This is a genomic window from Bacteroides sp. 2201st1_D9_2201SCRN_220225, from assembly GCF_040928965.1.
Lineage (GTDB): Bacteria > Bacteroidota > Bacteroidia > Bacteroidales > Bacteroidaceae > Bacteroides > Bacteroides stercoris.
Map to the genome: position 1 here is coordinate 45,563 of NZ_JBCODG010000019.1, position 22,763 is coordinate 68,325.

Sequence of the window (22,763 nt, forward strand, 5' to 3'; positions counted from 1 at the left end):
CAACTGTCTAACGAAAGAGTAACGGCCGTTTAACGAATTGCTATTTGCAGCCGTAGAGAGTAAAGGATATGAAAAGATATGCAAAAAGCCACTATTCGGGCACTTAATCTTTTCTGATACCACACTGAAAATAAAATGTTCCGCCCAAGTTCCCGGTGGACTTGGAATTTTAGAGAGAAAAGAGATACAACATACCATTTATGAACCCTTAAATTGAGAAATGCCTATGGAAAAGTGAAAACACAAGAGTTTGGGTGATTCTATCCTACTCTTATTAATTTCTATCTTACCATTTTTGGAAAAAACTATTTTTAATTAACAAAATCATCAATCACTTATGAATGAAGATTGCAGAAAAAGAGGATTGTCTAATAAAAAGATCCTCACGGTAGTAGCAATCAGCACCTTGCTATTAAGCAGCGGAAACGTGATAGCTACTCAGACTACCATTGACGGTTCTTTGAGAGTGACAGAACAGTTGCAAACTCAAATAGTCAATGGTTTGGTTGTAGATGTAAACGGAGAACCGGTTATCGGAGCTAGTGTGGTAGAGAAAGGTACGACAAATGGTGGAATAACTGATATTAACGGAAAGTTTACATTGAATGTAAAGCCGGGTTCAACCTTACAAATCTCTTTCGTTGGCTATCAAACTCAAGAGATAAAAGCAACCAAGACGGTAAAGGTTGTTTTAAAAGAGGATAGCGAGTTACTTTCGGAAGTTGTTGTGGTGGGCTATGGAACTCAAAAGAAAGCTAATTTAACAGGTGCAGTTGCAACAGTCGACGTAAATAAAACATTGGACAGTCGTCCTATTGCGGATATCGGTCGTGGACTTCAAGGTTCAGTGCCGGGTGTTAATATTACAATTCCAACGGGAGAAATCGGTTCGGACCCTTTGATTAAAATTCGCGGTCAAATTGGATCCATTTCGGGAAATAATACTCCGCTTATTTTGTTGGATAACGTGGAAATTCCAAGTATTCAGATGGTTAATCCCAACGATGTCCAGTCTATTTCCGTATTGAAAGATGCAGCTTCATCTTCTATTTATGGTTCAAAAGCTGCGTTTGGCGTTATTTTGATAACAACTAAATCGGGAGCGCAAACAGATAAATTTGAAGTTAGCTATTCCAATAACTTTTCTTGGCAAGATCCTGCCAAAAGCATTGAAATTGGTGGAATTGAAGCCTTGCAGTACACATTGGATGCTCAAATAAACAGAGGAGAACCGATGCCGGCGGGTGGCTTTTGGCGTATTAGTCCCGAAAGCCTGGAGAAAGCCATAGAATGGCAGAAACAGTATGGAGGAAAGGTAAAATGGAATGATCCGGTAGTATATGGCCGTGACTGGTATTATGACGGAAAAGATAAATATGGATATAGACTCTATGATGCGGCTAAAGCTATGGTCAGGAACTGGGCTCCGACCATGAGTCATAATTTATCGGTAAATGGTAAAAGCGGCAAGACCAGTTATAATATAGGATTGGGGTATTTGGATCAGAGTGGTATGTCTAAGACTGCCAAGAAGGACGACTTCAAACGATATAATGCATCGGTCAGTGTAACATCGGAATTGAATAAATATCTTACAGTGAGAGCTAGTTCTATCTATTCCGACCGTAATAAACGTTATCCGGGTATTGGTAATACTTCTGCTGACCCTTGGTTGTATATGTATCGTTGGAGCCCATTGTTTCCGATGGGAGTGACAGAACATGGCAATCCTTTGAAAGAGCCGTCGTATGAAATGGCTGCATCAAATACAGATAATCTGCAAAATAAATATTATAACGTTAACCTGGGTTTTACATTGAATATTACGAAGAATTGGGATGTTAAATTTGATTATACTTACGACAGACAAACTTCGGAAACAAATTCGTCTGTAACCCAATACGAGGCCGGTGCTACATGGTATGCGCCTACGGCGTGGATAGAGAACGGCAGTCAGGTCTTTGTCAATGAACAAGGCGAAAGAGTAGACACGGGAGGTATGCCGGCATACCGTTTCCCTGTAGAAAAATATTATAACAGTTCGGGTCCGGGAGCTAGTCAGGTCGGCTATCAGAATAAATCGGTAGATAATAATACGTTTAATATTTATACCACCTATAACCTGCAATTGGGAGCTGAAAAAGAGCATGCCTTTAAGTTTATGGTGGGTATGAACAGGGTTACCAGTAAATGGAGTTTGCATAAAGGGTGGAAAACAAATCTTATTGATTTGACAAACCCGCAATTTCCATTGGCATCCGGTGACCAGTTCATTGAAGGAGACCGCAACTGGGAAGCTCAATTAGGTTTCTTCGGACGTCTGAATTATTCTTTTGAAGACAGATATTTCTTAGAAGCTAATATACGTAGGGATGGTTCATCTAAATTTCCGAAGAATTTGCAGTGGCGTTGGTTCCCTTCTTTTTCTGCCGGTTGGGTGTTTACCAATGAGAGTTTCATGAAACCGGTTGAAAATATTTTGAGCTTTGGTAAGTTTAGGGCTTCATGGGGTAGTATTGGCGATCAGACGGTATCCAATACCTTGTACAAAGCCATATTGGCTGACGGCCAATCGTCATGGTTGGACGGAAGCGGTAATAAGATGCCTTTGTACGGTACTCCTTCGTTAGTGGACAGTGATATCAGTTGGCAAGAGATTGAGACTTTGGATTTTGGAGTAGACCTGCGTTTCTTTAAGAATAAATTCGGAGTAACTTTCGATTGGTATCGTCGGGATACGAAAAACATGATTATTGAAGGAGAAAGCTTGCCGGTGACACTTGGTGCTACAGCTCCTAAAGGTAATTACGGTAGTTTGAGAACCAAAGGTTGGGAGTTGTCGGCTGATTTTACCCATCGTTTTTCCAATGGATTGGGAATTAATGTTATGGCTTCTATTTCCGATGCAACTACCTATATAACCAAAGGCGCGGACTATCTGACTCCATGGGAAGACCGCAAATTAGGGACAACCTATTCTACCGGAAGACGATATGGCGATATTTATGGTTTTGTGACAGATAGATTGTTTCAAAAGGAGGACTTTGTTTACGGAGCAGACGGACAAATAGAAAAAATTACTGTCATTTATAACGGGACAGCGCATACTACCAATAAACAATCTTCCCCATATCCGGTGTATCAGGTACATTATGAAGACAATAACAAATTGATTTTTGCACCGGGTGACGTTAAGTTCGTGGATTTGGACGGAGACGGTTATATCACGCCGGGAACAGGTACGAATGGTAATCCCGGTGACCAGACTGTGATTGGCAATTCTACTCCTCGTTATGAGTATAGCTTCCGTTTGGGAGCGGATTATAAGGGGATTGATTTTTCAATCTTCTTCCAAGGCATCGGCAAGCGTCAGATTTGGGGTAGCGGTCAGTTGGCTATTCCCGGATATAATGCCAAAGAGGGTGCTCTTCCCAAAACCTTCATAACCGATTATTGGACAGAAGAGCGTACGGATGCATTTTATCCGAGAGCATGGAATTTGGGTGGAAGCAATACTGGTTTCAGTATGCAGAAACAGTCACGCTATTTGCTGGATATGTCTTACCTGAGAATCAAGAATATAACGTTGGGATATACTTTCCCGGAGAATCTTCTTTCAAAAGTGTATATATCCAAGGCCAGACTCTATATGTCATTAGAGAACTTCTTTACATTTGACAAGCTGAACGGATTGCCTATCGACCCGGAGGCTATCTCAGGTTATTCGATGTTCAGGTCTGACTCAAACTATAACTTGGGACGTACGGGTATGGGCACACCTGTTTTCAAGACTTTATCATGTGGCGTTCAATTAACCTTCTAAAAAAGAATAATTATGAGATTTAAAATATATATGATTTTAACCGGAATCATCTTCCTGTTTACGAATTGTAATGATGTGCTGGACCGTCCTTCATTGACTACATCGGAAGATGATGCTTACTGGACCAGTGAGGATAGGGTACGTTTGTATGCCAATGCCTTTTATACCAACTTCTTTGTAGGATATGGATTGAAGTATGAAACGACGTATGCTCCTAATGCAAATTATACTTTTAATGATGATGCAGTGAGATTGTCCACCCAAACGCAGTTTGGACGGACTGTCCCTACATCAAAAGGCTCAACGAGTCTGGATATGATGTGGCAGAGCGAATTTACCGGTCCGACATGGAATTTTGCTTGGATAAGGAAGGCGAATGTCATGCTTGATCGTGTGTCTGCCAGAATGAAGGATATTCTGACCGAAGAACAATACAATCATTGGATGGGAATAGGCCGTTTCTTCAGAGGAATGGAGTATGCTCGTCTGGTCAATGTTTTTGGTGATGTCCCTTATTACGATACAGAGGTGTTGAATACGGATAAGGATGCCTTGTATAAGGATCGTACTCCGAGAAATGAAGTGATGGATGCCGTTTATGATGATTTTGATTTTGCCATGAAGAATGTCCGTTTGGATGACGGGGATGCACAATATGTGAACCGTTATGTGGTGGCTGCTTTTGTTTCGAGATGGGCATTGTTTGAAGCAAGTTGGCAAAAATATTATTATAAGAATGATGAACGTGCGAAGAAATTTTTTGAGCAGGCTATTACTGCGGCTGACTTGGTAATGAGCAGTGGAAAATATGATATTGTGACTGATTTCCGCTCTTTATTCGGGTCGACGAAAAGTACGAAAGACTGTATCCTGTATCGTACCTATGATGCGGATAAGGGTGTGACTCATTCCATAGCATCGACTTGTAACATGAATGACCCTACCGATGTCGGTCCGAATTTGGATTTGATTAAGGCGTTTATCTGTACGGATGGTAAGGACTGGCAAACTTCTGCAGTTGCCAACGCAGCCGATTTTACTTTAAGTAACCTGATAAAGACAAGAGATGCCAGATTTGAGGCAAGTTTTTACAATAAGCCGACTCCCAGAGCTAAAAGCTGTTATTTGTATGTAACTAAGTTTATCCCTCGGAGTGCATTGGAGTATATTGAAAAAGGCGGTTCTCCGGCTCCGGAATTCCAGGGTGAAAAGAATGTGACTGGCTATCCGGTAATCCGCTATGCTGAAGTTTTATTGAATTGGATTGAGGCTAAAGCGGAACTTGCTACATTGGGAGGGCCGGCGGTTATCCAGACTGATATAGATGAGTCTATTAACAAGATCCGTAACAGACCGATTGCCGAGGAAGCAAAAGCGTTGGGTGTTGTCAAGACAGCAGACATGAAATTAGATGCTCTGCCTGATGATCCGGGTAGAGATGTCACGGTATCTCCGTTACTTTGGGAAATCAGACGGGAAAGAAGAATGGAATTTGCTTTTGAATTCTCACGTATCGTCGATTTGAGACGTTGGAAAAAATTGGAGTACATGGATACCGATAGAAATCAGGATTTGCTGGTAGGTACTTGGGTAAATTTCAAGGATGAGGTTCCCGAAGAACTGAAATCAGAGAATAGCAGGAAAATCAGGGTTATGGGCAAGGATGGAAGTCTGACCGTTTATGATGGCACTAATGCTGCTGCTATGAAAGGATTTTTCTATCCGGAACAGAATAAAGGACGACTGCCCTTCTTGAATGTGCCTAATGTAAACCCATATCTCTCACCTATCGGAATTAATCAAATTGAAGATTATAAGAGTAGAGGGTATACACTTACTCAAACGGAGGGATGGCCGGCAAGTTTGAATTGACGGATACATCCGTGAGTTAACAATGGTTTTTAATTAAAACATGAGATTATGTATAAATTAATAAAAAGTTTAGGATTTATGGCTGTATTGCTTGGTATTAGTCTTGTCTCTTGTGAGGAGGATTATCCTAAAAGCCATATAGCACCTTATGATACGGAGCTTTTAGCAATAAAGATAGTTAATGCCGGGGCAGACGGGAAAACAGTGGTGGAAGGAACAATTGATGAAGCCAATAAGACAATTAATTTTCCCCGTTTGGATGTTGAGACTAATTTTTCAGCTTTGAGCTTTGAGGCGGAACTTTCTGAGGGCGCGGAGCTTCAAACTCCGGTCATGGATTTCTCAATGGATGAGGAAACTTCCGACAAGACTTTGATACTGCGGATTGTAAATAATAAGAGGTATAAGGAATATTTTGTTAAAGTCCGGAAAAGAGTTCCTGTGTATGGGGCTGATTTTGAAAAGCCTACTGTATATAATTTTTCAGGAGATAACATTTATAGTGATTATGCCGATGCTGCATCTACCCGTTGTGCTTCTTATGATGGCGAACATGTATTGGTTGTCAGCAGAGCTACACAACCTCATCTTCTTAAAGTATCGGATTTGAAGAAGGGGGAAATCAACCCGATTCTGCTGGATTTGACTGGAGTTAGCGGTGGTACTTTCTCTTATAACATGGGTGCGTTGAGTAATGGTCATGTATATCTTTCAAGTTTGTCGGGTGCCAAAGCTTCTCCTCTTAAGATTTATCATTGGGAAACACCGGATTCCCAACCGGAAACGATAGCCAATATTAATGTTGGAAGTATCTCCGGAGCAGGAAACAGACATGGTGATAATGCCTCTTATAATATAGATGAGAATGGTAACGGATTTATATTCTTTGGTGATAATGCAGCTACTGATTTTCTAAGAATACCCGTAAGCGGCTATAAAACAGTTGATGCCACTGCCATTAAAGTATTACCGTCAAAATCTGATGCTACGATGGTGACCAATGTATATAGAGTGGGAAATACAGACCAGTATTTATGGTCGGGTGTCAGAATTCCTGTAACATTGGTCAATGAGTCTGTAGGCGAAATATATGCGTCGAGCATAAAAGGAGAGGCTGTGGCTCCAAGGATAATCAACTTTAATGAGGAGCGTTATCTGTTGGTTTGTACCGCTGGTCAGGGTAGTGCATCTACTGCAACCATTGCTTTGGAAATTTATGATTTGAGCAAAGGAGCTACCATAGAAGAGGCTTTGCGGAAATTTGACGAAGGAGACAATCACAATCCTTTGTACCAATTTAAATTAGGTGGAAGTGGAAATGGAAACGCCCTGGCGCAGACAGATTATTATATAGAGAAAGATGAGAACGGGAAAGATGCCAAGCTTTGTGTGTTTGCATCACGCACAGGATCAGGATTTGTAATATGCGAGTTCCCTATTAAGCAGGAAGAGGAATAATATGCTGATTTTCTACATTTAAATTGAATTTTTATATTGTCAACTTGAAAGCCGTCTATTTTAAAATTATCAGGCGGCTTTCTTATTAGAAATTTAAGGATGAAACATTTGAACTATATATATATAATCATTTTACTTGTGCTTGTCGCAGCATGTAGTAAAGACGATGAAGGCATTTTGGATGACGGCACCCATTCTCAGGGAGAAGGTCAGACCTCTTCGTCTGTTCTGCCCGGAAAGGAACTGAGAGGAGTATGGATAGCTACGGTATGGGGGCTTGATTGGCCTATGGAAAAGTATAATGCCGATGTTCAGAAAAAGTTGTATACAGATTATCTGGATTTATTGGTCGGGTATAACATGAATGCGGTATTTTTCCAAATCAGAGGTATGGCAGATGCGTTTTATGAATCGGAATATGAGCCTTGGAGTAAGTATATTACAGGAAGTGCAGGAGTAAGACCCGATTATGATGTTTTAGGATTTCTTGTTGAGGAAGCTCATAAGCGAGGTATCCAGTTTCATGCTTGGTTAAATCCATACCGTATAGCTACGCGTGCAAATAAGAATGCTGCTTTCCCAAAACTGGATGCCAAAATACCCATGGAACTGGTTAAGGATTATGAGAAAATCAGAGTTTATAATCCTGCTTTGCCGGAAGTTCAGGAACGGATTGTAAATATTGTCAAGGAAATTATTACCAAGTATGACGTTGACGGTATTCACATGGATGATTATTTCTATCCGTCATTGGAAGCTTCTGAGACAATGAATGATGGTGCGGAATTTCAAAAATATGGGAAGGATAAATTTAAGAATGTCGAGGATTTCAGGCGTAATAATGTAAATACCGTAGTTAGGAATATCCAGAAAACTATTATTGAGACTCGTCCGGAAGTGATTTTCTCTATTAGTCCGGCAGCTGATATGGAGCGTAATTACAACACATTGTTTGCAGATGTCAATACGTGGGCAAAGGAAGGCTGGGTGGATGTGGTTATTCCGCAGCTGTACTTTGCCACAGGTAATGATGCTACCAGTTTTAATCTGAGGTTGGATTTATGGTCGCAATATACATATGAAAACCACTTATTGATAGGATATGGCATTTATAAATTTGGTGATTCGCAATATGGAAGTAAGTTTCAATCGTCAGATGACTTAATGAAGCAGTTTGAACTGGCAAGTGCAAAGCCGAAGGTAAAGGGAAGTGTATTGTACAGTGCCAAGAACTTGGTAGAAAATAAGGTTGGTATTGCAGATGCGGTCAAGGCTATATATGGAAAGAAAGTATTGCCTCCTTATTTAGGACGAACTGCTGCAGTGCTTCCTCCGACACCGGACAATATCAGGTTGAATGGGGCTGATTTGTCTTGGGGAGCGGTTTCAAATGTTGCTTATTACGCTATATATAAAGATAATGGGAAAGAGCGGAAAGCCGATTTGGTAGGTATTACCCAAGGAACGTCATTTAAATTATCGGAAAAGGGAGTTTATTTTGTGACTTCGTTATTCAAAAATAATGCAGAAAGTGAGATTTCAGAAACTGTGTCTTATTGATATACTTAAAACGACTTGAAATCGGAAGTCTCAAGCAACATAGTCAAGGGTGTGTTAAAAATGAATGCTGTAATAGTAATGACATTCTATTTTTGACACACCCTTATCGGTTTATGGATTAGGAGAAATTTTAAAGCGCTTTCTCTCTAATCAGATACTCTGCAATCTGTACCGCATTCAATGCAGCGCCTTTTTTGATCTGGTCGCCCACAATCCAGAAAGTCAATCCGTTCTCGTTGGTGAGGTCCTTGCGGATACGTCCTACATATACAGGGTCTTTTCCTGCGAGGAACAGCGGCATCGGATATTCTTTCTCTGCCGGATTGTCCATTAATACCAGTCCGTCACCTTTGGCAAATGCTTCACGTGCCTCCTCGATAGAGATGGGCCGTTCTGTCTCTACCCAGATACTTTCCGAATGCGAGCGGAGGGCAGGTACACGGACACATGTTGCGCTGACTTTGATGTCGGAGTGCATAATCTTACGTGTTTCGTTGTACATCTTCATCTCTTCCTTGGTATACCCGTTTTCAGTGAATACATCAATCTGGGGAATCAGATTGAATGCCAGTTGATAGGCAAATTTCTCCACGGTCACGGGTTCACCCGCCAATACTTGGCGATATTGTTCGTACAACTCATCCATAGCAGCGGCGCCTGCACCGCTTGCAGCCTGATACGTGGATACGTGTACGGTTTTTATATGAGAAAGCTGTTCGATGGCTTTCAGTGCCACTACCATTTGGATAGTAGTACAGTTAGGATTGGCGATAACGCCGCGCGGACGGTCTTTGGCATCGGCGGCATTGACTTCGGGTACAACCAAAGGAACATCGGCATCCATACGGAAAGCGCTTGAATTGTCAATCATCACAGCGCCGTGCTTGGTGATTGTTTCAAGATACTCTTTAGAGGTGCCTGCGCCTGCGGAAGTGAAAGCAATGTCAACCCCTTTAAAGTCATCGTTGTGTTGCAAGAGTTTAACCTCGATCTGTTTACCGCGGAAGGTATATTTAGTGCCGGCACTGCGTTTAGAACCGAACAATACTAACTCGTCCAACGGGAAATTCCTTTCATCGAGCACTCGCAGGAACTCTTGTCCTACGGCTCCGCTTGCTCCAACAATAGCTACTTTCATTTTTCTTTTGTTTTAATTTAGTTTATAAAATAGTTCTAATCTATCTATAAATGATAGAGTTGGCTGCAAATTTATAACAAATTGCTGTATGACACCGCATAAAGTGAAAACTTTTTCGTTATTTTGCAGTTAAAACCTAAAACTCACTGCGTATGGACTGGCTCAATTTCAGTTTGACACTTCCTGTAACAGACCCTACATGGATATTCCTCCTTGTACTCCTTATTATATTGTTTGCGCCCATATTGCTGAATAAATTGCGTATACCGCACATCATCGGTATGATTCTGGCGGGATTGGTGATTGGCGAGCATGGCTTCAATATCTTGGTGCGCGACAGCAGTTTCGAGTTGTTCGGCAAGGTCGGACTTTATTATATCATGTTCCTGGCAGGGTTGGAAATGAATATGGGCGATTTCAAGAAGAATCGCGGAAAGGCTGTGATGCTGGGATTGCTGGCTTTCGTCATTCCGATAGGCATAGGCTTGGTTACCAATATGATGTTGCTGAAGTATAGTCTCGTGACGTCCATATTGCTGGCAAGTATGTATGCCTCGCACACGCTGGTGGCTTACCCGATTGTAATTCGTTACGGTGTGTCCCGTCATCGCAGTGTAAGTATTGCTGTGGGCGGTACGGCTGTGACGGATACGCTTACGTTGCTGGTGCTGGCAGTGGTGGGCGGTCTGTTTAAAGGGGAGTCCGGTGGACTGTTCTGGCTGTGGCTGGTGGTTAAGGTCATATTCCTCGGAGCGCTGATTATGTATTCGTTCCCACGCATCGGACGCTGGTTCTTCCGCCGCTATGATGATAACGTGATGCAATTTATTTTCGTGCTTGCCATGGTTTTTCTGGGAGCGGGTTTAATGGAGTTCGTGGGAATGGAAGGCATCTTGGGAGCATTCTTGGCAGGGCTGGTCTTGAACCGCCTCATACCGCATGTATCACCGTTGATGAATCATCTGGAGTTTGTCGGTAACGCTCTGTTCATACCTTATTTCCTGATAGGGGTGGGCATGCTGATTGATATTCATGTCATCTTCGGGCAGGGAGACGCTTTGAAGGTGGCTGCCGTTATGATTGTTGTGGCGCTGGTGGGCAAGTGGATCGCTTCCTGGCTGACGCAGAAAATTTATAAAATGGCTCCCATAGAGCGTGAGCTGATGTTTGGCTTGAGCAATGCACAAGCAGCAGCTACGCTGGCGGCGGTATTGGTGGGTTATAATATCATCTTGCCGAACGGTGAGCGTTTGTTGAATGAGGATGTGCTGAACGGTACGGTATTGCTGATTCTTGTGACATGTGTGGTGAGCTCCTTTATTACGGAAAGGGCCGCACGCAAGATTGCCATGTGCGAGGCGCATCTGGAAGAGGAGCGTACGGTTGAGGCGGAAAGGATTCTTATTCCGGTGGCGAATCCGGATACGATTGAATATCTGATGAACCTGTCCTTGTTGATACGTGATACCAAACAGAAAGATAATCTGTTGGCTTTGAACGTAATCAATGACAACAATACTTCCGAGGGTTTGGAGCTTCGCGGTAAAAGGTATTTGGAGAAGGCAGCCATGATTACGGCTTCTGCCGATGTGCCGTTGCGCCAGATTACACGGTATGACTTGAATATTGCTTCGGGTATTATCCATACGGCGAAAGAATATGAGGTGACCGATGTGATTATCGGTTTGCACCGTAAGGTCAATATTGTAGACTCTTTCTTCGGTATGCTTGCCGAGAACCTGCTGAAAGGACTGCATCGCGAAGTTATGATTGCCAAATTCCTGATTCCGATTAATACGATACGGCGAATCATCATAGCCGTTCCTCCCAAGGCGGAATACGAAGCAGGCTTTCAGAAGTGGGTGGAGCATTTTTGCCGGATGGGCGGTACGTTGGGCTGCCGGGTACATTTCTTTGCAAACGAGGAAACAACTGTACAGTTGCAGGCATTGGTGAAGAAAAAGTATGGACAGACCTTGACGGACTTCTCTCGTCTGGATGATTGGGGGGATTTGCTGATATTGACCGGGCAAGTGAATTACGACCATTTGCTTGTAGTGATAAGCGCACGTAGGGGATCCATTTCTTACGACAGCTCCTTCGAGAAGCTCCCGGCGCAGTTGAGCAAATATTTTTCCAATAATAGTTTGATTGTACTTTATCCCGACCAGTTGGGCGAACCCCAGGATGCCGTCTCTTTCTCTAATCCGCGAAATGAGGCGCAGCATTACGAGAAGGTAGGAAAGTGGGTTTATAAATGGTTTAAGGAAGATTAGTAAGTGATTAGTGATTAATGATTAGTGGTTGGCGATGATGGAGGATTGGAAACAGAGAACCCGGCTTTTGCTGGGAGAGGAGAAAATGGAAAGGCTGCAACAGGCGCATGTGCTGGTTGTAGGTCTTGGCGGAGTAGGCGCTTATGCAGCCGAAATGATATGCCGTGCAGGTGTGGGGCGGATGACGATTGTGGATGCGGATACGGTGCAGCCTACTAATATAAATCGTCAACTGCCTGCTTTGCATTCCACTATGGGGAGGGAGAAAGCGGAGGTTTTGGCGGCACGTTTCAAAGATATCAATCCGGACATACAGCTGACGGTGCTGCCGGTATTTCTGAAAGACGATAATATACCCGAACTGCTTGATGCCGCCCGATATGATTTTATAGTGGATGCCATTGATACGCTTGCTCCCAAATGCTATTTGATAGCGGAAGCACTGAAACGGCATATTAAGATTGTATCGAGTATGGGGGCGGGTGCAAAGAGTGATATTACGCAGATACGTTTTGCCGATATATGGGATACCTATCATTGCGGATTGAGTAAGGCGGTGAGGAAACGTTTGCAGAAGTTAGGGATTAAACGTAAACTTCCGGTTGTATTCAGTACCGAGCAAGCCGACCCTAAGGCAGTGCTGTTGACGGAAGATGAACAGAATAAAAAGTCTACTTGCGGAACTGTAAGCTATATGCCGGCTGTATTCGGCTGTTACCTTGCGGAATACGTCATTAAAAGGTTGTAATAGGGCTATCAAACAGTTAGAACGTACCTATGTGTTAAAGATAAAATGTGTCATGACCGTAAGGAATAAACAGTAACTAAAACAATGATACGATTAGAAGGAATAACGAAGAGTTTCGGCAGTTTACAGGTGTTGCGGGGCATCGACCTGGAGATAAAAAAAGGGGAGGTGGTCAGCATTGTCGGTCCCAGCGGTGCGGGCAAGACCACTTTGTTGCAGATTATGGGAACTTTGGACATGCCCGATAGTGGTTCGGTAACGATTGACGGTACATTGGTGAATTGCCTGAAGGAGAAAGAACTCTCTGCCTTCCGTAATAAGCATATAGGCTTTGTTTTTCAGTTCCATCAGTTGTTACCGGAATTTACGGCTTTGGAGAATGTAATGATACCGGCTTTCATTGCCGGAATGGGACAGCAGGAAGCCAGAGCGGCGGCTGCCGAAATATTGGACTTCATGGGATTGGCGGAACGCGCTTCGCACAAGCCCAATGAGTTGTCCGGTGGCGAGAAGCAAAGGGTTGCCGTTGCCCGTGCGCTCATCAATCATCCTGCGGTGGTGTTGGCGGATGAGCCGTCCGGAAGTTTGGATACGCATAATAAGGAAGAGCTGCACCAACTGTTCTTTGATTTGCGTAACCGTTTGGGCCAGACATTTGTAATTGTGACGCATGATGAGGGATTGGCACAAATCACCGACCGTACCATTCATCTGAAAGACGGTGAAGTTTGTAAGGAATAGCTGTCTGTCTCTTCATTATTCAAAACAAACATAGCGGCTAAGCCGCTCCAAATCGCTTTCGGTAAATTCTTCGTGGAGGGCAAAGGGTTTGAGGTTGTGGAGCATTCCTTTCTTTTTACGGTATTCCACAAGGGCTTTTGCCTGGTAAAAGTTTATATAAGGATGGTTGCGAAGGCGCTCTATGCCGACCCGGTTCAGATTGATGCGCCGGATTTCAGAAGGCGTAACGGTGAACCATGCTTGCAGTTGGCGATAATCCAAATGAATTTCCTGCAATTGCTCTATTCGGTAGAAGCCGCCTAAACGTTGCCGATAGTTCACTATCGACCGGGCTATGCCGCTGCCTACGCCGGGAACTTTCTTCAATTCAGTGGTATCTGCATGATTTAAGTTAAGCACGGTGCCTGCCGGATATTTATAAATACTGTCTTTGGGTGCCTGCTGAAGAGTGAGTAGAGAGGTCGCCTTTCTTATAGTGTCTTCTGCCGTAAAATAGATGTAGGGAGAGAGCGTTTGGTACTGTTCTTCTGTCAATCCATATACTTTTTTGAAATCTTCGGCCTTACGGAACTTTCCCCCTTTGCTTCGATAACGTAAGATGTTCTTTGCCATCCATGCAGGAAGACCTAAGCGGCAGAAGGTGACGGAGTCCGTACGGTTAGGGTCGAAAGGAGCTAATACAACTGTTCTCTTTTTATATCTCTCCGATTTTTTGAAACGGCTGTTCTCGTTTTTTTCTTGTTCCCGCACAGAACCGATAAAGTTGTCGTATTCTTTCAAGGCGGCAGCCTGTATCCTGGATTCTTCTTCAGAAAGTTGCCTGCTGTTTTGCCGGAAAGAATAGATATACCCGGAGAGAAAGATGAGGACTATCCCAATGATGAGAACAAGGATACCTCGCCTTTCTCCCCGGGAGAAGTATAAGAAGTCTTTAAACGGATTCTTCATTATGGTTTATTTGAAGAAGCCCAACTCGTTGATGAAAATAAGTCCGATTCCTATTGGGGCGATATATTTCAGAATGAAGATTAGTAATCTGTATATATGTATATTTAAAGTTCCGTTATTGCTGACTTCTTCCCATACAATCTTTTTATCCAGGTACCATCCGGTGAAGATAGAGATAAAGAACCCGCCTAAGGGCAACATGATTTTAGCGGTGACGAAGTCGAATAAATCGAACAGGTTAAGGCCGAAAATCGTATAACTCTTTCCTACGCCCAATGACAACGAACACAACACTCCCAGCACGATACAGCCGGCGGTAACCAGTTTGGCTGCTTTTCCTCGTGTAAACTTGAACTCCTCATGCAGATATGCTGTTACCACTTCGTGTAAGGAAATGGTTGAAGTCAATGCCGCCAGCGCCAGCAAAACGTAGAACATGATGGATAAGGCGATTGCCAGCCAGGGTATGTTGCCGAATGCCTGTTGAAATACGTTGGGTAAGGTGATGAACAATAAACTCGGTCCTGCATCCGGCTGGATGCCAACGGAAAACGCCGCAGGGAAGATAATGAATCCGGCAAGAATGGCGACTAACGTGTCGATACCTGCCACATTGAGTGCTGTTTTAGGCAGGTTGGTGTCATTTCTGAAATAAGAAGCGTATGTGCAAAGACATCCCATACCGAGGCTGAGTGAAAAGAATGCCTGTCCCATTGCACCTAAGAAAACATTACCGTCCACTTTGCTGAAGTCGGGTTTCAGCAGGAATTCGATACCCGCACTTGCACCGGGTAGTGATACGGAACAAATGGCAAGCACTACCAGCAGGATAAACAGCATGGGCATCATTATCTTGGCTGATTTTTCAATACCCTTTTCCACTCCTTTTATGATGATGAAGTGTGTGGCTAACAAGAATACCACCAACCAGATAACAGGACGCCACGGATTGCTGACAAAGCCGTTGAAGGAAGCGATGAACTCTGCGGCGGACTTGCCGGCAAAACTGTTGGTTGCGGCTTCTCCTATAAATTCCAAGGTCCAACCCGCTACTACCGAGTAGTAGCCCAAAATAAGGAATCCGGCTAATACACCCATTCGTCCCACCCAACGCCAATGGGTTCCCGGAGCCAGCTTTTGATACGCTCCGGCAGTGTTGGCGCGTGAACGGCGTCCGATAAGAAATTCGGCTATCATGATAGGAATACCTAATATAAGTACACATACCAGATAAATCAGTATGAAGGCTGCACCGCCATGATTGCCTGTTTCAAAAGGGAATCTCCAGATATTACCCAGGCCAACTGCAGAACCGGCTGAAGCAAGTATCACTCCCAATTTGCTTCCAAAGTTGGCTCTTTCATTTCTTGTCATAAAACGTGGATTTTTCTTACAATTCGTTATTAATTGCTCTTAAAACGCACAAATATAGAAAATGTTCCATACTTTTGCACACAGATTGTTCATAATTTGAGATATGCTATATTATATTAAGAAATATCCGGTATCGCTGGTGATAATACTTGCTGTAATTTATCTGTCGTTTTTTAAACCGCCCACTACCGATCTGGGCACTATCCCTAACCTTGACAAGGTGGTGCATATCTGTATGTATTTCGGCATGTCCGGTATGTTGTGGCTGGAGTTCTTGCGGGCGCATCGGAGAGACCGTACGCCTATGTGGCACGCATGGGTAGGAGCATTTGTCTGTCCGGTATTGTTCAGCGGAGCGGTAGAATTGTTACAGGCATTTTGTACTACCTACCGTGGCGGCGATTGGCTGGATTTTGCAGCCAATACCACGGGAGCTGTCCTGGCGTCATTGGTGGCTTGTTTCGTGCTGAAACCAAGAGTGATGCGTAAATCTACAGATTAGAGATAATCGACTACCGTATTCAGTTTTATTCCGTTCGAGCCTTTTATCAGGATTGTCTTTCCGCAGGGTTTGTTCTTTTGGAGCGCGGCTATTAGAGCTGGAGCATCGGGATAAGTGGTATACGTGTGGCGGGTTGCTGCAAATAATTCGCCTACCAATATTACATCCTCAAAGCCATATTCTTCCAGATAGTCCACTATTCTCTGGTGCTCTTCGGCACTGTCTTTTCCCAGTTCGCGCATATCTCCCAATATCAGCATTTTTTTCTCGGCTTGCATGTTGCGGAAATTTCCGATGGCTGCCAGCATGCTTGTGGGATTGGCGTTGTAGGCATCGATAATCAGGGTGTTGTCGGCCGTTTTTTTCAGTTGCGAACGGTTGTTCCGGGGTTCATATTCATTCAGGGCTTTGTCTATCTTCTCTGCTTCTACTCCGAAGAAATGTCCGATAGTGACGGCTGCCAGAGCATTGGGAAAGTTATATTCGCCAATCAGCCGGGTATGCACTTGGTGAAATTCTCCTTCTTTTCCGGCTCTCCACTCAAAAGCGAGGTAGGGGGAATTGCCGGTAACGTGGCCGTTGATATACAGACTGTTTTCTTCTCCGTAGGTTATCGGATTCAGTCCCCGGGCTATTTCCCTGAGGTAAGGATTGTCCTGATGAAGGAAGATGGTGGAGTTTCCCTGCCGGCGCAGATAGTCGTACAGTTCGCCTTTGGTCCGGATAACGCCTTCGAAAGAACCGAAGCCTTCCAAATGAGCTTTTCCTACATTGGTGATAATCCCATAATCGGGTTCGGCTATTTCCACCAGTTCCTTGATGTCGCCGGGGTGGCTGGCTCCCATTTCTACTACGCCGAGCTCATGCTCTGTTGTCAGGCGCAACAAGGTGAGCGGTACACCGATCGGATTATTCAGATTTCCCAGTGTGTACAGTACATTGTACTTTTGGGACAATACGGCGGATATAAGCTCCTTGGTCGTTGTTTTCCCATTGGTTCCTGTAATGCCGATGATGCGCGTACCCAGTTGGCGGCGGTGATAATTGGCAAGCTGTTGCAAGGTGTGCAGGCAGTTATCCACTAATATATAACGTGTATCTCCGGCAGGAGCATAGGCGGCTTCGTCTACAACGGCGTAGGTGCTGCCTGCTTCCAATGCTTTGGCGGCAAAGGCGTTGCCGTTGAACGTATCGCCTTTTAAGGCGATAAACAGTGAGCCTTCGGGGCAGTTGCGGCTGTCGGTGGTTATGCCGGTGCAGCCGAGAAATATCTGATAAAGAGCGGTTATATCCATATCTTTCTCCTTCGGGGAGTTTTGCAGTTCGTAATAAAATTGATATTTTGCGAACAAAGATACCTTATTTTTCAGACTTGGTGTACCAACAATGGCTTTTTTGTTTACATTTGCAGATATATAAATCAAAAAATGCTGCCATGAAAGTTCTGCAATCCAAATATATAAACGTCAACGGTTCGCTGTTGGACCTTTCTTCTCCCTGCGTCATGGGAATTCTCAATGTCACCCCCGATTCTTTTTATGCCGGCAGCCGCATGCAGACGGAAGCCGACATAACAAGCCGCATAGGGCAGATTGTGGCGGAAGGAGCTGCTATCATCGATGTGGGCGCTTACTCTTCGCGTCCCAATGCGGAGAATGTGTCGCCTGCGGAAGAGATGGAACGCTTGCGCATGGGGTTGGGTATTCTGAGGAAAGTACAGCCCGATGCGATTGTTTCGGTAGATACCTTTAGGGCGGATGTGGCGAGAATGTGTGTCGAGGAATACGGTGTGGCAATTATCAATGATATAGCTGCCGGAGAAATGGATGATGATATGTTCCGTACGGTTGCCGATCTGAATGTTCCTTATATCATGATGCACATGCAGGGTACACCGCAAAATATGCAACAGCATCCCCATTATGATAATTTGCTGAAAGAGGTGTTTATGTACTTTGCCCGTAAGGTGCAGCAATTACGCGATTTAGGCGTAAAGGATATCATATTGGACCCCGGGTTCGGCTTTGGCAAGACCATTGAGCATAATTATGAATTGTTGGCTCATCTGGAGGAATTTCGCGTTTTTGAACTTCCCTTGCTGGTTGGCGTTTCCCGTAAATCTATGATTTATCGCTTGTTGGGAACTACTCCGCAGGAAGCGTTGAACGGTACAACCGTATTGGATACCATCTGTCTGTTGAAAGGGGCTGATATACTTCGTGTGCACGATGTGCGCGAGGCAGTGGAAACGGTGAAAATCGTGGAAGCCATGGATGCGGCCCGTTCTGCGTTAATCGCTAATAATTAACCATTAATCACTTGCGACCGTGTTTTTTGAATTTGGCATAAAAGATTTTATAGATATCCTGCTGGTAGCTTTCCTGCTTTACTATACATATAAGCTGATGAAAGCTTCCGGATCTATCAATGTGTTTACGGGTATACTGGTGTTTATCCTGATTTGGCTGGTGGTTTCTCAAGTGCTGGAGATGAAACTGTTAGGGTCTATTTTTGATAAACTGGTCAGTGTGGGTGTGTTGGCACTTATCGTCTTGTTTCAGGATGAAATACGGCGGTTTCTGCTTACGCTCGGTTCGCATCAGCATGCCAGTGCATTGGTGCGCTTCTTTACGGGAAACAAGAAAGAAGGCATGGAGCACGATGAAATTATGCCCGTTGTAATGGCTTGTATCAGTATGGGCAAGCAGAAAGTCGGTGCATTGATTGTGGTGGAACATAATATGCCGTTGGACGATGTGGTGCGTACAGGGGAGATTATCAACGCCGATATAAACCAGCGCCTGATAGAAAATATCTTTTTCAAGAACAGCCCGTTGCACGACGGAGCTATGGTTATCAGCAAGAAGCGCATTAAGGCGGCAGGATGTATCCTGCCCGTGTCGCACAATCTGGATATTCCGAAAGAATTGGGTTTGCGGCATCGTGCGGCGATGGGAATATCTCAGGTGTCGGATGCCCATGCGATCATTGTATCGGAAGAAACAGGCTCTATTTCGGTAGCCTACAAAGGGCAGTTTTATCTGCGCCTGAGTGCCGAGGAATTGGAGAGTCTTTTGACAAAAGAAATTTAGATGCGGCAGTAGTAGGCTGAGGCGCATTGGTTGTTCGGTAATCAAAGGTAGCTCTCCTTTCTGTATTCCCCCGTTATATTGAGGATAAGCGACCTGTAATTTATAACTTATAACAAATTTATATGGATAGACGAAACTTCTTGCGAACCGGCGGAATGGCCGTTCTCGGTTCACTGGCTATGCCTTCGCTGGCTATGCCCGGGTTTGTGCGCGGAGCATTGGGCGGTGCGGACTCTAAGTCTGCCGTTGCTGCCGCTGCCAATCATTTTGGTGTGACGGAAGCGGATTTAAAGAAAGTAATGGCTGTTGCTTTGGAAAAGGGCGGCGATTATGCGGACCTTTACTTCGAACACACTTTCAATAATAGTGTGAGTTTAATGGACGGTAAGGTGAATAACTGCGGCTCCAATATCGATTTCGGTATGGGAGTGCGTGTGCTTTCCGGAGACCAAAGTGGCTATGCCTATGTAGAAGGCGTTACCTTGGAAGAAATGTTGCGTGCCGCCCGTACTGCTGCCCGTATTGCATCTTCGGGCAGGGCAGGCAAACCTGTGGGGCTGACGGAGAAAACCATAGCCCGGAGCCGCTATGCCGTGGCTACTCCCTGGGAAGATGTGGGCGTAAAAGAGAAGATTCCCTATTTGGAGAAACTGAATGAGAAAATATTCTCTTTGGACAACCGTGTGCGAAAGGTACAGGCCTATTTGCAGGACAGCACTTCGCATGTACTGTTCTGCAATTCGGAAGGTGTGAGTTATTACGACTACCGTCCAATGGTATCCTTTATGGCAGTCTGCATCATGGAGGAGAACGGTAAGATGGAAAACGGCTATGCAGGCAGGTCTTACCGCAAGGGATTCGAATTTATGACCGACGATGTGGTGGACGTGATTGCCCGTGAAGTGGTAGATCGTACTGCTATTCTATTTAAGGCCATTAAGCCTAAAGGTGGTGAAATGCCCGTTGTAATGGGTTCGGGCGGTTCGGGAATCCTGCTGCACGAGGCTATAGGGCATGCGTTCGAGGCAGACTTCAACCGTAAGGATATATCCATATTTGCCGGTCAGTTGAACAAGAAGGTGTGCAACGAACATATTAACGTGGTGGATGACGGTACGATACCTTTCAATCGGGGTTCCGTGAATTTCGACGATGAAGGTGTAGAGGGGCAGAAAACGTATATTGTCAAGGAGGGTGTGCTCACCAGCTACCTGCACGACCGTATCAGTGCAAAGCATTACGGTGTGAATCCCACCGGAAACGGTCGCCGCGATACATTCCGTAACCTGCCTATTCCACGTATGCGTGCTACGTATATGGAAGCCGGCAATATGAAGGAAGCGGATATTATTTCTACGGTGAAGAACGGTATTTTCGTAGACACGTTTACGAATGGTCAGGTACAGATTGGAGCCGGTGACTTTACGTTCTTCGTGAAGTCCGGTTATTTGATTGAGGACGGAAAGCTGACGCAGCCCATTAAGGACATCAATATCATAGGTAACGGTCCGAAAGCATTGGCAGACATCACAATGGTGGCCGACAATGATAAGATTGACAATGGTACATGGACCTGTGGTAAGGATGGACAGTCTTGTCCGGTGACGTGCGGTATGCCGTCGGCATTAGTCAGCAAACTCACCGTAGGAGGGGAAAATTAAGTACTAACGGAGCATTGATAACTGATAATTTCTAATTGTCAATTATCAACAGCTAACAATCAACTGAAAATATGATTACAGACAATAATAAAAAGCTGGCGCAGTGGGCAATGGACTATGCCTTGAAAAACGGGTGTCAGGCAGCAAAGTTGGTGCTGTACTCCAACTCCAACGCTTCATTTGAATTACGCGATGCCAAGATGGACAGATTGCAACAAGCCTCGGAAAGCGGGTTGAGCATCAGTTTGTATGTGGACGGCAGGTACGGTTCTTATTCAACCAACCGTTTGGATAAGAAAGAACTGGAGACGTTTATAAAGAACGGTATCGAATCTACGCGCTATCTGGCAGTGGATGAGGCACGTGTGTTGCCCGATGCTTCCCGTTATTATAAAGGTGGAAAGCCGGACCTGCAATTGTCTGACAGGCGTTTCGAAACTATTAATCCGGACGACAAAGTTGCCATTGCGCGTGCTGCTGCCGAAGAAGTCTTGGGCAAAGACAGCCGCATTATATCCGTAGGAACTTCGTATGGTGACGGAGAAAGTTCTTCCTACCGTTTGACGAGCAACGGTTTTGAAGGCGAGTCCAAGTCTACTTGGTTTTCGCTTTCTGCCGATGTGGCATTGCGTGGCGAGGGAGAGGCGCGTCCATCTTCTTATTGGTATGAATCGGCTCTGTTTTACGACAAACTGGTAAAATCGGGTGTCGGAACGAAAGCCTTGGAGCGCGTACTGCGGAAACTCGGACAGAAAAAGGTTGCTTCCGGCAAGTATACAATGGTGGTAGACCCGATGAATGCAAGTAATTTGCTCAGTCCGGTACTGAGTGCGCTGTACGGTTCGGCATTACAGCAAAAAAACTCTTTTCTGTTGGATAAGCTGAATGTGAAAGTAGGGACCGGATTGTTGAATCTGATGGATGAGCCCCATTTAATCGGTGCAAGCGGTGCGCGCTATTTCGATAGCGAAGGAGTGGCAACCGAACGGCGTTCTATCTTTGAAGAAGGTGTGTTGAAGACATACTTCATTGATACCTACAACTCTAAAAAAATGGGAGTGGAGCCGACTGTCAACTCTCCTTCCTTATTGGTGCTCAAACCGGGAAGCAAAGATTTGAACGGTCTGGTGGCCGACGTGCAGAAAGGCATCCTGGTTACCGGATTCAATGGCGGTAATTGTAACAGCAGCTCCGGAGACTTTTCGTACGGTATAGAGGGTTTCCTGATTGAAAATGGCAAATTGACCCAGCCCGTCAGCGAAATGAATGTCACGGGTAATATGATTACGCTTTGGGCTTCTTTATCGGCTGTGGGTAATGATCCCCGTATGTCTTCTTCATGGCGCATCCCGTCGCTGGTATTCGAAGGTGTAGACTTCAGCGGATTGTAAGAACTGTTAATTCAGCATTAAACTCATGTAAGGGTTTGATGGCGATAATATCTTTTCGGTAAGTTCGCCGACAGTGAGTGCCAAGTGGCTGCCCGGCAGCCGCTTGGCACTACTTATACACTTGCCGTTATTCAGATAGTAGTAACCGTTATTGGCGCTGATCTGCGGGTCTGTAAGTG

16 protein-coding genes and 1 pseudogene are annotated in these 22,763 nt (G+C 44.6%); 12 read left to right on the forward strand and 5 right to left on the reverse strand.

The genetic code is table 11. The features are described from left to right. The first annotated feature begins 337 nt into the window (after positions 1–337). From AB5903_RS08260 to AB5903_RS08275, 4 genes are all read left to right on the forward strand, one after another. Positions 338–3,823, forward strand: coding sequence for a SusC/RagA family TonB-linked outer membrane protein (locus AB5903_RS08260; RefSeq protein ID WP_368117760.1), 3,486 nt, complete (start codon positions 338–340; stop codon positions 3,821–3,823). 12 nt (positions 3,824–3,835) lie between these two features. Continuing rightward, on the forward strand, positions 3,836–5,695 hold the full coding sequence (locus AB5903_RS08265; protein ID WP_117740799.1) for a RagB/SusD family nutrient uptake outer membrane protein: 1,860 nt from the start codon (positions 3,836–3,838) through the stop codon (positions 5,693–5,695). A gap of 48 nt (positions 5,696–5,743) precedes the next feature. Then, a complete protein-coding gene (locus AB5903_RS08270) occupies positions 5,744–7,153 on the forward strand; it encodes a DUF4623 domain-containing protein (protein WP_034535840.1) in 1,410 nt (469 codons plus the stop codon). A 99-nt stretch (positions 7,154–7,252) separates the two neighbouring features. Continuing rightward, positions 7,253–8,713 carry a glycoside hydrolase family 10 protein gene (locus AB5903_RS08275; RefSeq protein WP_117666025.1) on the forward strand — a complete coding sequence of 487 codons (1,461 nt, stop codon included), beginning with the start codon at positions 7,253–7,255 and terminating at the stop codon, positions 8,711–8,713. A gap of 130 nt (positions 8,714–8,843) precedes the next feature. Here AB5903_RS08275 and AB5903_RS08280 read toward each other — a convergent pair whose 3' ends face one another. Continuing rightward, on the reverse strand, positions 8,844–9,851 hold the full coding sequence (locus tag AB5903_RS08280; protein ID WP_005656230.1) for an aspartate-semialdehyde dehydrogenase: 1,008 nt from the start codon (positions 9,849–9,851) through the stop codon (positions 8,844–8,846). A gap of 152 nt (positions 9,852–10,003) precedes the next feature. Here AB5903_RS08280 and AB5903_RS08285 point away from each other — a divergent pair, with 152 nt between their 5' ends. The 3 genes from AB5903_RS08285 (at position 10,004) to AB5903_RS08295 (ending at position 13,616) form a co-directional block, all read left to right on the forward strand. After that, on the forward strand, positions 10,004–12,127 hold the full coding sequence (locus AB5903_RS08285; protein WP_005656232.1) for a cation:proton antiporter: 2,124 nt from the start codon (positions 10,004–10,006) through the stop codon (positions 12,125–12,127). A 37-nt stretch (positions 12,128–12,164) separates the two neighbouring features. Then, the gene (locus AB5903_RS08290; protein ID WP_022104630.1) at positions 12,165–12,875 is read left to right on the forward strand and encodes a ThiF family adenylyltransferase; all 711 of its coding nucleotides are present in this window, start codon (positions 12,165–12,167) and stop codon (positions 12,873–12,875) included. An 84-nt stretch (positions 12,876–12,959) separates the two neighbouring features. Next, on the forward strand, positions 12,960–13,616 hold the full coding sequence (locus AB5903_RS08295; protein ID WP_005656236.1) for an ABC transporter ATP-binding protein: 657 nt from the start codon (positions 12,960–12,962) through the stop codon (positions 13,614–13,616). 15 nt (positions 13,617–13,631) lie between these two features. Here the strand turns inward: AB5903_RS08295 and AB5903_RS08300 are convergent, their stop codons facing one another. Both AB5903_RS08300 and AB5903_RS08305 read right to left on the reverse strand, forming a co-directional pair. After that, positions 13,632–14,564 carry a helix-hairpin-helix domain-containing protein gene (locus tag AB5903_RS08300; protein WP_117666021.1) on the reverse strand — a complete coding sequence of 311 codons (933 nt, stop codon included), beginning with the start codon at positions 14,562–14,564 and terminating at the stop codon, positions 13,632–13,634. A gap of 6 nt (positions 14,565–14,570) precedes the next feature. Then, positions 14,571–15,938 carry a sodium-dependent transporter gene (locus AB5903_RS08305; RefSeq protein ID WP_005656239.1) on the reverse strand — a complete coding sequence of 456 codons (1,368 nt, stop codon included), beginning with the start codon at positions 15,936–15,938 and terminating at the stop codon, positions 14,571–14,573. A gap of 103 nt (positions 15,939–16,041) precedes the next feature. Here AB5903_RS08305 and AB5903_RS08310 point away from each other — a divergent pair, with 103 nt between their 5' ends. Continuing rightward, complete coding sequence (locus tag AB5903_RS08310) at positions 16,042–16,440, forward strand: VanZ family protein (RefSeq protein ID WP_005656240.1); 399 nt, start codon at positions 16,042–16,044, stop codon at positions 16,438–16,440. Here AB5903_RS08310 and murF read toward each other — a convergent pair. Then, a complete protein-coding gene (gene murF / locus AB5903_RS08315; protein WP_034535867.1) occupies positions 16,437–17,735 on the reverse strand; it encodes a UDP-N-acetylmuramoyl-tripeptide--D-alanyl-D-alanine ligase in 1,299 nt (432 codons plus the stop codon). The two genes, AB5903_RS08310 and murF, sit on opposite strands and share 4 nt — an antisense overlap. A 140-nt stretch (positions 17,736–17,875) precedes the next feature. Here murF and folP point away from each other — a divergent pair, with 140 nt between their 5' ends. From folP to AB5903_RS08335, 4 genes are all read left to right on the forward strand, one after another. Then, on the forward strand, positions 17,876–18,748 hold the full coding sequence (gene folP / locus AB5903_RS08320) for a dihydropteroate synthase (protein ID WP_117902137.1): 873 nt from the start codon (positions 17,876–17,878) through the stop codon (positions 18,746–18,748). A 19-nt stretch (positions 18,749–18,767) separates the two neighbouring features. Continuing rightward, positions 18,768–19,532: a diadenylate cyclase CdaA gene (gene cdaA, locus AB5903_RS08325; protein WP_005656246.1), complete on the forward strand. Its 765-nt coding sequence runs from the start codon at positions 18,768–18,770 to the stop codon at positions 19,530–19,532. A gap of 122 nt (positions 19,533–19,654) precedes the next feature. After that, entirely contained in the window at positions 19,655–21,193 is a 1,539-nt protein-coding gene (locus AB5903_RS08330; protein WP_117902136.1) for a TldD/PmbA family protein, read from the forward strand. A 71-nt stretch (positions 21,194–21,264) separates the two neighbouring features. Next, entirely contained in the window at positions 21,265–22,584 is a 1,320-nt protein-coding gene (locus AB5903_RS08335) for a TldD/PmbA family protein (RefSeq protein ID WP_272709924.1), read from the forward strand. A gap of 6 nt (positions 22,585–22,590) precedes the next feature. Here AB5903_RS08335 and AB5903_RS08340 read toward each other — a convergent pair. Then, positions 22,591–22,763, reverse strand: a pseudogene (locus AB5903_RS08340) (GNAT family N-acetyltransferase); the annotation flags it as partial.

Bases quoted from the DNA above. Each gene is read 5' to 3' on its own strand.
- AB5903_RS08260 (WP_368117760.1), top strand. From the start codon at position 338: ATGAATGAAGATTGCAGAAAAAGAGGATTGTCTAATAAAAAGATCCTC.
- AB5903_RS08265 (WP_117740799.1), top strand. From the start codon at position 3,836: ATGAGATTTAAAATATATATGATTTTAACCGGAATCATCTTCCTGTTT.
- AB5903_RS08270 (WP_034535840.1), top strand. From the start codon at position 5,744: ATGTATAAATTAATAAAAAGTTTAGGATTTATGGCTGTATTGCTTGGT.
- AB5903_RS08275 (WP_117666025.1), top strand. From the start codon at position 7,253: ATGAAACATTTGAACTATATATATATAATCATTTTACTTGTGCTTGTC.
- AB5903_RS08280 (WP_005656230.1), bottom strand. From the start codon at position 9,851: ATGAAAGTAGCTATTGTTGGAGCAAGCGGAGCCGTAGGACAAGAGTTC.
- AB5903_RS08285 (WP_005656232.1), top strand. From the start codon at position 10,004: ATGGACTGGCTCAATTTCAGTTTGACACTTCCTGTAACAGACCCTACA.
- AB5903_RS08290 (WP_022104630.1), top strand. From the start codon at position 12,165: ATGGAGGATTGGAAACAGAGAACCCGGCTTTTGCTGGGAGAGGAGAAA.
- AB5903_RS08295 (WP_005656236.1), top strand. From the start codon at position 12,960: ATGATACGATTAGAAGGAATAACGAAGAGTTTCGGCAGTTTACAGGTG.
- AB5903_RS08300 (WP_117666021.1), bottom strand. From the start codon at position 14,564: ATGAAGAATCCGTTTAAAGACTTCTTATACTTCTCCCGGGGAGAAAGG.
- AB5903_RS08305 (WP_005656239.1), bottom strand. From the start codon at position 15,938: ATGACAAGAAATGAAAGAGCCAACTTTGGAAGCAAATTGGGAGTGATA.
- AB5903_RS08310 (WP_005656240.1), top strand. From the start codon at position 16,042: ATGCTATATTATATTAAGAAATATCCGGTATCGCTGGTGATAATACTT.
- murF (WP_034535867.1), bottom strand. From the start codon at position 17,735: ATGGATATAACCGCTCTTTATCAGATATTTCTCGGCTGCACCGGCATA.
- folP (WP_117902137.1), top strand. From the start codon at position 17,876: ATGAAAGTTCTGCAATCCAAATATATAAACGTCAACGGTTCGCTGTTG.
- AB5903_RS08330 (WP_117902136.1), top strand. From the start codon at position 19,655: ATGGATAGACGAAACTTCTTGCGAACCGGCGGAATGGCCGTTCTCGGT.
- AB5903_RS08335 (WP_272709924.1), top strand. From the start codon at position 21,265: ATGATTACAGACAATAATAAAAAGCTGGCGCAGTGGGCAATGGACTAT.